We start from the raw sequence: 8887 nt of genomic DNA on the forward strand, positions 1-8887 counted from the left end.
GTATTTACGTCAAGAGTTTCCAGAATTAATGAAGCTCCCTAGCTTGTGGACTCATTCATATATGTTTGACACTACTGGGAAAATTAGTACTCAAAAAGTTTTAGATTATATTAATGACCCACATCACGAATGAATAAATTCATTGTGTTCGCTTATATCCCCCGGTTGGAAACACGGGGGCTTTACGCATCATGACTCGTAACATGAAGAATCCTCCAGTAAGTGTATCTATAAAATTCAAAATGCTACGACTAAACTAGAACTGGAGCAATTTGAGCAACAACACGTTTAATTTCTAGAAACAATAGACCTTGTTTGACTTCAGTACTAGCAAGAATCAATAAAACTGCTTCTGAAGTACAACCAACCATAATGCCGTAGCCTTTTTCTCCCTCCACAACAATGCGCTCAACATTGCCTCGTGCTAGTTCATTACCAATGCGCTCCCCTAAGGAAAGCATAGCTGCTGACATGGCGGCGGTACGTTCTTCATCCATTTCTGCTGGTAATACTGAAGCTAAAGCTAATCCATCAGGACTGACCAAGGCAGCACCCTGAATATTAGGTGTATTGCTGACACAGTTATACAGAATATCTTGGAGCATTGAAGCATTAATCATGGCAATTAGTTTCTTAATTGTGTGTGATGATGGTTTTGTAGTTCCAATTGATGATGTTTGCGGTTGGATCTCTACTTCTAATGTTTTGTGGGGTGACACAAACATATTGCCAAGTTCCCCAGTTAAGAACTTGAAGATATTGTCCAGGGACATATAGACTCCGCTAGACGCGACAATATGATTTACGTAGTAATTGCCAAGATTCAAAAAACTGAAATTAGTTGATACTAATCCCTAATTCTTAAAAATGTAATTACTTAATCTACGTTAACTTAGGCACTGATAGTTAACTTAGGCACTGATATAGGAATATTCTCGATCAGCATTGCTGAATACTGGGATGAATAAAGCAACTGCCGTCAAGTTGCGCAACTCGAAGGGAGACACAGGAACACAGGGATTATGTTTGCTCCTTTCTGACAAAATCATCCCCTAATTATGCAATACCTCTCGATCAAAGCATTCTGGGAATGGATAAATCAAACTTTAAACCTATACCCGACCTTCAATCATTACCTTATTCAGTAAACTTTATACTAATTATTTCTGGATGCAGGAATAATTAATGAATCAGAATACACTGTAGTTTCTACACCCTGATATATAAAAATATAATACCTTAAAAAAATTCTACATCAAAATGTATTGATATAAAATTTCAGATATTCTCATACTTAATCTATTATTGTTTGTCTATGTATTGAAGCTAGTTTTTGTCACTCCCTCTTTTGGCATATCTTCAAACTTTCCTCCTTGTGCAATTATTTCTTGTTTCATCTCCAGACTAATACCTGTGTTATTGCTAAAAATAGCCTCTTCTAAGTAAGCATCAGCTAATTTAACTGAGGTAAGATTAGCACTTCTGAAGATGGCAAAGCTGAGGTCAGCATTACTCAAATTAGCACCGTTGAGATTGGCACGATTAAGATTTGCAAAATTGAGGAAAGTACCTCTGAGGTTGGCAGTACTAAGGTCAGCACCTCTGAGGAAAGCACCCCGTAAATCTGTTCCTTTGAGGAAAGCACCTCGTAAATCACTACGATTGAGGAAAGCATCACTAATGTTGGCATAGTTGAGAAAGGCTCCTCGGAGGTCAGCACCACATAAAAAAACATCGCTCAAATTCGCACTATTGAGGAAGCTACGGCTGAGAAAGGTTGAGTTCAGATTGGCTCCACTTAAGTCTGCTCCTGTGAGATTAACTCCTCTTAAATCTGCTCCTTTGAGATTGGCTCCCCTTAAATCTGCCTTTCTGAGGTCTGCAAAATTAAGGAAACTACCACTGAGGTTTGCTCCTCTCAAGTCTGCTTCTCTGAGGTCTGCAAAGTTTAGTTGGGTACCTTTAAGATTGATATCTCTGAGGTTTTTTCCCCTTAAACAAGCGTGATTTAGGCTAGAATCATCAAGATATTCGCTGATATAAACAATATCAGTCATCTCTGATGCAACATACTGGTTTTCTATGATGCCTAATGTATTAACTGGCTGGTTGCTCTCAAGCGGTGTGTGGATAGCCTGAACAGCCTTTGTTTTAGCTAAAGTCATAATATTTATTTCTAGCTCAAAAACAGGAAACAAGGAACAAGGAAATAGGAAAGTATTGATGATAAGGGTGATTACTCACATCATCAGCCTAAGTGATTGTACTAGTAATTCTTAAGTTTTGAGCAAACTTAATAAAAACAATATATAAAATAGGATATTAATTTTGTACTGGTGACAAAAAAATAGTGAAGACTGAATTATTGCTGAGAAAACTAGAGATAATTCACCAATATACTGAGAATAATTAATTTACGTCGTTAAAAAACACTCATGGGAAAAAGAAAAAGATTATGTATTTTTGGGTTAATTATGTGTTATTTCTTACTTCTTGCTGGGGAAGCGAGGGCAGGAGAATTAGCTGAACGTTTGTATCATTTTCCTGAATGGTCAAAAATCAATTCACTTCAACCCGCGAAAGGAGATTTAGCATATCCAGAGTGGATGTTGGGTAAATGGCAAGTAACAAGTACATTGGTGGATTTAGTGGCACCTTTAGCACCCGATATTATCACCCCTGGCTTTGCCAGTAATCGTCAGTATCTGAATGTACCTGTAAAGTTTGATGTCAAATTCATCCGCAAACAACCCATATCTGCATTGTCTGATGTAGTCGCTGATAGGACTTTTAATGGCTTGAGTTTGGCAAAAGCTTATTTAGGCGATAATACTGTCATAGCTGTAAAAACAGACCCCAACTCACCCAACCGCCAGATTACATTTTTACGGGGAGAGCGCCAGTTAATATCTATTGTTAGCAAACGTGGTGTAGAAACAACGTTTGATGACAAATTTATTGCCTCAGAAGTCTTTCAGCAACGATTTCAAGGTGGAGTTAGCCCCTATTTCAATTCTGTGGAATCAACTACTGCTTACCAGAAATTATCTACCAACAATCCCATGATAGAAGCAGAGCAAGTGACTGCTGTTTATTTATCACCCCAAGACCCAGATTATTTTGCTGCTGGGATTCATCCTGTCGCCCTTTACCGGTATCGGTTAAAATTTTTCCATAACTAAGTTAATAAAACTTAACATGCTGATGAGTCTAGACTATTTTCCACAGGTATCCGCGCTTTGGTAGACTTGAATACTGAATATGGCTGTACGGAAAAGACGCAAAGCCAAGCACTTGAGAGGGCAGACACCGTGGAAAATTCAATTGGGTTAGAGATTATTGAAGTAGTTGAGCAAGCTGCGGTCGCTTCTGCTCGCTGGATGGGTAAGGGTGAAAAAGATACAGCAGACGAGGTTGCTGTAGATGCTATGCGGGAGCGGATGAATAAAATCTACATGCGCGGGCGTATTGTGATTGGAGAAGGAGAAAGGGATGATGCTCCTATGCTCTATATTGGTGAAGAAGTTGGTATTTGTAGTCGTCCAGATGCGAAAGATTTTTGCAACCCAGATGAATTAATTGAAATTGATATCGCCGTTGACCCCTGTGAAGGTACTAACCTGGTAGCATATGGTCAACCCGGTTCTATGGCTGTATTGGCAATTTCCGAGAAAGGTGGTTTGTTTGCCGCTCCTGACTTTTATATGAAGAAGTTGGCTGCTCCCCCAGCAGCAAAGGGGAAAGTGGACATTAATAAGTCTGCCACAGAAAACTTGCAGATTTTGGCAGAATGCTTAGAACGATCCATCGAAGAATTGGTTGTGGTAGTGATGAAACGCGATCGCCACAAGGATTTAATTCAGGAAATTCGTACTGCTGGTGCGAGGGTACAACTAATTTCCGATGGTGATGTGGGTGCGGCTTTATCCTGCGGCTTTGCTGGTACTAATATCCACTGTCTCATGGGTATTGGTGCGGCTCCAGAAGGGGTAATCTCCGCCGCCGCCATGCGAGCTTTAGGAGGACACTTCCAAGGTCAATTAATTTACGATCCCGCAATTGTGAAAACTGGTTTGATTGGCGAAAGCAAAGAAGCTAACCTAGAACGCCTCAAGTCCATGAACATCACAGATCCAGATAAAGTTTACTCTGCAGAAGAGTTAGCATCTGGAGAAACTGTATTGTTTGCTGCTTGTGGTATTACTTCCGGCAATTTGATGCAAGGGGTACGTTTCTTCCACGGAGGAGCGAGAACTCAAAGTTTGGTAATTTCCAACCAGTCAAAAACTGCTCGATTTGTTGATACCATACATATGTTTGACAATCCCGAATACTTACAACTGCACTAATCGTTAGTCAATTAGTCATTAGTCTCAAATATTTGACTAATGACTAATTGGTCTGAAGGAGAAAAATCATAACAAACGTTTATAAGTGACAAATATGCATATAGCAGTGGTGGGGTTAAGCCATAGAACCGCCTCAGTGGAAATCCGGGAAAAGCTGAGTATTCCAGAACCCCAATTAGAAAATGCGATCGCTCAACTCACTAGCTATCCCCATATTCAAGAAGCGGCTATTCTCAGCACCTGTAACCGTCTGGAAATTTATATTGTGACTGAGAGTACAGAACAGGGGATTGGGGAGATAATTCAATTTTTGGTAGAACATAGCCAATTAGGTTCACCAACTTTACGCCCTCACTTGTTTATTTTGCTGCACGATGATGCAGTCATGCATTTGATGCGCGTAGCAGCAGGATTAGATAGTTTGGTGTTGGGAGAAGGACAAATTCTGGCTCAGGTGAAAACCACTCACAAGCTGGGACAACAATACAGCGGTATCAAAACTATTTTGAATCGATTATTTAAACAAGCTATTACCGCCGGTAAACGGGTCAGAACAGAAACTAGTATTGGTACTGGTGCGGTGTCTATTAGTTCTGCTGCCGTAGAATTGGCACATATGAAAGTAGAAAATATTTCTAGTTGTCAAGTAGCGATTCTCGGTGCAGGGAAAATGTCCCGCTTGCTGGTACAACATTTAGTGTCCAAAGGCGCAGGAAAAATTTGTATTTTGAATCGCTCTATGCGCAGAGCACAAGACTTGGCAAAGCAATTCTCAGAACAGCCCATCCAAGTGCGTCCATTATCGGAAATGCTATCTGTAATTCCCGAAAGTGATATTGTCTTTACCAGTACATCCGCTACGGAACCGATCCTTGATCGCAGCAAATTAGAACCAATTGTTTGCACTAGTCGAGGTTTGATGCTATTTGATATTTCCGTACCTCGTAACGTCCATGTAGATGTCAATGAACTATCACATATTAAAGCCTTTAATGTGGACGATTTGAAAGCGGTAGTAGCACAAAATCAGGAAAGCCGACGCAAGATGGCTGAGGAAGCGGTCGGATTATTAGAAGAGGAAGTAGATGCCTTTGCTTTGTGGTGGCGCTCCCTAGAAACAGTTTCCACCATCAGTTGTCTGCGCCATAAAATAGAAGCCATCCGGGAACAAGAGTTAGAAAAAGCTTTATCCCGTCTGGGTGCAGAATTTGGCGACAAACAACAAGAAGTGATTGAAGCCTTAACTAAGGGAATTGTAAATAAAATTTTACATGACCCGATGGTGCAGTTGCGAGGTCAGCAAGATATAGAAGCCAGACGTAGTTGTATGGAGGCTCTACAAATGTTGTTTAACTTAGATGTGGAGACGGTATAAGAGGAGTTAGGAGTCTTTAATTGTTCCCTCCTTCCCTCTCTCACTCCTTCCCTCCTTCCCTCTAAAATATGAAACGGTGGTTTTGGAACCGAACTCTACGAACATTTGCACTACTGTTAGGCTGCTGGCTATTATTTGATCTAGCCTCCCACCTGACAGGAGAAATTTTCTGGTTTGCTGAAGTTGGGTATTTATCAGAATTTTTATGGCGTTTGTTGACACAGTTTGGTTTGTGGGCGATCGCTTTTTTGACCTCAATCAGCTTTTTGTTTGCTAATTTCGCAGTTGCTAACCGTTTTCAGTATCCTAGACAGGAATTTAGATGGGAGCAAAAGGAAACAAAACCCTATTCTAGTTTAGGGGTTATCAATACCCCTATCCATCCTCATCTTCCTAGTACTCATACTGGGATTAATTTTTCTCTGCTGTTACCAGTTATCATTGGTTTGAGTATGCTGGCAGCAGGGATAATAGTTTATAACACCCAGCAATTAATTAGTTTTTGGTATCCCAGTCTGCAACTACCTAACTCCTGGCAATTATTATCATTGTGGCAGCAGTGGGCAGAACAACCTGCAACAATTCCCCTAGTGCAGTTGGGTTTACTGCTGGGGTTAACTAGTGCAATTATTATTAATTATCACTTTTGCTTAAGAGCGATCGCTGTATTCATGAGCTTGGTGTTTGGCTCTCTGCTTGCAACCAGTTGGGATCAAGTTTTACAGTATTTTAATCGCATTAATTTCAATTACTCCGAACCATTATTTAACCAAGATATTAGTTTTTATGTCTTTTCCTTACCTGTAGCAGAACTATTAGAATCTTGGTTTTTGGGCTTATCTCTACTGGGGCTTGCATCAGTTGCATTGATTTATTTGCGATCAGCAAATAGTTTCAGTGAAGGTCAATTCCCTGGCTTCTCGGTGCCTCAAAGACTACATCTCAATACCTTAGCTAGCTTAGTCATGGTAGGGGTAGGGATACTCTATTGGTTGCTACGTTACGAACTTTTATACTCTACCAGGGGAGTAAACTACGGTGCTAGTTATACTGCCGTTAATGTTCAGCTACCAATTTATACAGGATTAAGTTTATTAGCATTAGCGATCGCAGTCTACTTAGTACTGCGAATGATATTATTGTCGCGGATAGTTCAAGCCAAATTTAAACCTGTTCCTATCCCTCGTCAACTAGTTTATGTTCTCCTGATTTATGTACTAGTAGCAGCAATCTCTGGGGAATTATTACCTACCATTGTCCATAGTTTAGTTGTCCAGCCCAACGAATTGCTCAGAGAACGTCCCTTTATTGAGCGTACCATTGCCCTGACTCGACGAGCATTTAACTTACAGAGAATCGAAGCCAAAACCTTTAATCCTCAAGGAAACTTAACAGATGACGATCTACGGAAAAATGACCTGACAATTCGTAACATTCGACTGTGGGATACTCGTCCCCTCCTAGCAAGCAACCGTCAACTGCAACAAATTCGACCTTACTATAAGTTTCCTGACGCTGATATTGACCGTTATACCCTGAAAAAGTCTCTTACCAGTCCGCAAGCAGAAAAACAACAAACCATTGTTGCTGCCAGGGAATTAGACTATGGAGACGTTCCCGAACAAGCGCAGACATGGATAAACAAGCATTTAATTTATACTCATGGCTATGGGTTTACCCTGAGTCCTGTAAACACAGTGGCTTCCGGAGGATTGCCAGATTACTACGTCAAAGACATTGGCTCCGATACAACAAATCAAGCAGGTTCCTTGCAGATATCTAACCCTGCCATTCGCGCCAGTATTCCCATTGGCAGACCACGTATTTATTACGGGGAAATCAGCAATACCTATGTGATGACGGGGACAAAAACCAGAGAATTGGACTATCCCAGTGGCGCAGAGAACGTTTATAACATATATGATGGACAAGGTGGGATTGCCATTGGTAGTTTTTGGCGACGGTTGTTATTTGCCCAATACCTGAAAGATTGGCAAATGCTGCTGACACGTAACTTTACCCCCCAAACCAAACTTCTATTTCGGCGAAATATTCGCTCACGGGTACAAGCGATCGCTCCCTTCTTACGATACGATAAAGACCCATACCTAGTGGTAGCTCAAGGGGATGGGGTGAATACTGAAGGGGAACCCACCTACTTGTATTGGGTTTTAGATGCCTACACAACTAGCGATCGCTATCCCTATTCTGACCCTGGTAAAAATAAGTTTAATTATATCCGTAACTCAGTCAAAGTAGTCATTGATGCTTACAATGGCACAGTTAAATTCTACATAGCTGACCCTTCAGATCCAATTATTAACACCTTTGCCAAAATCTTTCCCAACCTGTTCCAACCTCTGAATACCCTACCAATTAGTTTACGTACCCATATCCGCTATCCAGTAGATTTATTCAGCATCCAGTCAGAAAGATTATTGACCTACCATATGCAAGACCCACAGGTATTTTATAATCGAGAAGACCTGTGGAAAATACCGACAGAAATTTATGGAACCAAAAGCCGTCCGGTAGAACCATACTACCTAATTATGAAACTGCCTACTGCCCAATCGGAAGAGTTTGTATTACTGCTTCCCTTCACCCCCGTACAGAGGGTAAACTTAATTGCTTGGTTAGCAGCCCGTTCTGATGGTAGGGAGTATGGAAAGTTACTCCTTTACGAATTCCCCAAGCAACAGTTGGTGTATGGGACTCAGCAAATAGAAGCTTTGATTAACCAAGATCCAGAAATTTCCCAACGGATTACCCTGTGGAATCGTGAAGGTTCGCGGGTGATTCAAGGAAATTTGTTGGTAATTCCCATCGAAGAATCTCTGCTGTATGTTGAACCTCTGTATTTGGAAGCAGAGCAAAATAGTTTACCTACCTTAGTTAGGGTAATTGTTGCCTACGAGAACCGGATTGTTATGGCAGATTCTCTGGATAAAGCCCTAGCAGCTATTTTTAAACCAGAAACACCTTCCCAACCCGCGATCGTTCGTCCGGTAGAATAGGGATTGAGTAGTAATAAGTAATAAGTAATAAGTAATTAAATGTAGGTTGGGTAGAACGAAGTGAAACCCAACGACCAAAGATATTGTTCTTGTTGGGTTTCGTTCCTCAACCCAACCTACAACTGATAACTGATAACTGATAACTG

General features: G+C 40.8%; 7 protein-coding genes. 5 read left to right on the forward strand and 2 right to left on the reverse strand.

Annotated features, from left to right (window positions below; all coding sequences use genetic code 11):
- On the forward strand, nucleotides 1–133 hold a 133-nt coding region (locus tag CALSC_RS04865), incomplete at its 5' end, for a transposase (protein ID WP_200817570.1).
- A gap of 118 nt (nucleotides 134–251) precedes the next feature.
- On the opposite strand, the gene CALSC_RS04870 is transcribed toward CALSC_RS04865, so the two are convergent.
- Together CALSC_RS04870 and CALSC_RS04875 are read right to left on the reverse strand one after the other, a co-directional pair.
- A complete protein-coding gene (locus CALSC_RS04870) occupies nucleotides 252–773 on the reverse strand; it encodes a roadblock/LC7 domain-containing protein (protein WP_235006681.1) in 522 nt (173 codons plus the stop codon).
- Nucleotides 774–1313: 540 nt separating this feature from the next.
- A complete protein-coding gene (locus CALSC_RS04875; protein ID WP_088240279.1) occupies nucleotides 1314–2165 on the reverse strand; it encodes a pentapeptide repeat-containing protein in 852 nt (283 codons plus the stop codon).
- Between the two features lie 270 nt (nucleotides 2166–2435).
- Between CALSC_RS04875 and CALSC_RS04880 the strand changes: the two genes are divergently transcribed.
- From CALSC_RS04880 to CALSC_RS04895, 4 genes are all read left to right on the forward strand, one after another.
- The gene (locus CALSC_RS04880) at nucleotides 2436–3182 is read left to right on the forward strand and encodes a DUF6816 family protein (RefSeq protein WP_088240280.1); all 747 of its coding nucleotides are present in this window, start codon (nucleotides 2436–2438) and stop codon (nucleotides 3180–3182) included.
- Nucleotides 3183–3311: 129 nt separating this feature from the next.
- Nucleotides 3312–4349 (forward strand): class II fructose-bisphosphatase, encoded by a 1038-nt coding sequence (glpX, locus tag CALSC_RS04885; RefSeq protein WP_088240281.1) that lies wholly within the window; start codon nucleotides 3312–3314, stop codon nucleotides 4347–4349.
- Between the two features lie 94 nt (nucleotides 4350–4443).
- Nucleotides 4444–5724: a glutamyl-tRNA reductase gene (locus CALSC_RS04890; protein ID WP_088240282.1), complete on the forward strand. Its 1281-nt coding sequence runs from the start codon at nucleotides 4444–4446 to the stop codon at nucleotides 5722–5724.
- Nucleotides 5725–5792: 68 nt separating this feature from the next.
- Nucleotides 5793–8741, forward strand: coding sequence for a UPF0182 family protein (locus CALSC_RS04895; RefSeq protein WP_088240283.1), 2949 nt, complete (start codon nucleotides 5793–5795; stop codon nucleotides 8739–8741).
- The last annotated feature ends 146 nt before the right edge of the window (nucleotides 8742–8887 follow it).

Source organism: Calothrix rhizosoleniae SC01 (assembly GCF_900185595.1).
GTDB lineage: Bacteria > Cyanobacteriota > Cyanobacteriia > Cyanobacteriales > Nostocaceae > Calothrix_A > Calothrix_A rhizosoleniae.

What these genes read in the sequence shown, in the direction of transcription:
- CALSC_RS04870 (WP_235006681.1), bottom strand. Translation starts at nt 773, where the DNA reads ATGTCCCTGGACAATATCTTCAAGTTCTTAACTGGGGAACTTGGCAAT.
- CALSC_RS04875 (WP_088240279.1), bottom strand. Translation starts at nt 2,165, where the DNA reads ATGACTTTAGCTAAAACAAAGGCTGTTCAGGCTATCCACACACCGCTT.
- CALSC_RS04880 (WP_088240280.1), top strand. Translation starts at nt 2,436, where the DNA reads ATGGGAAAAAGAAAAAGATTATGTATTTTTGGGTTAATTATGTGTTAT.
- CALSC_RS04890 (WP_088240282.1), top strand. Translation starts at nt 4,444, where the DNA reads ATGCATATAGCAGTGGTGGGGTTAAGCCATAGAACCGCCTCAGTGGAA.
- CALSC_RS04895 (WP_088240283.1), top strand. Translation starts at nt 5,793, where the DNA reads ATGAAACGGTGGTTTTGGAACCGAACTCTACGAACATTTGCACTACTG.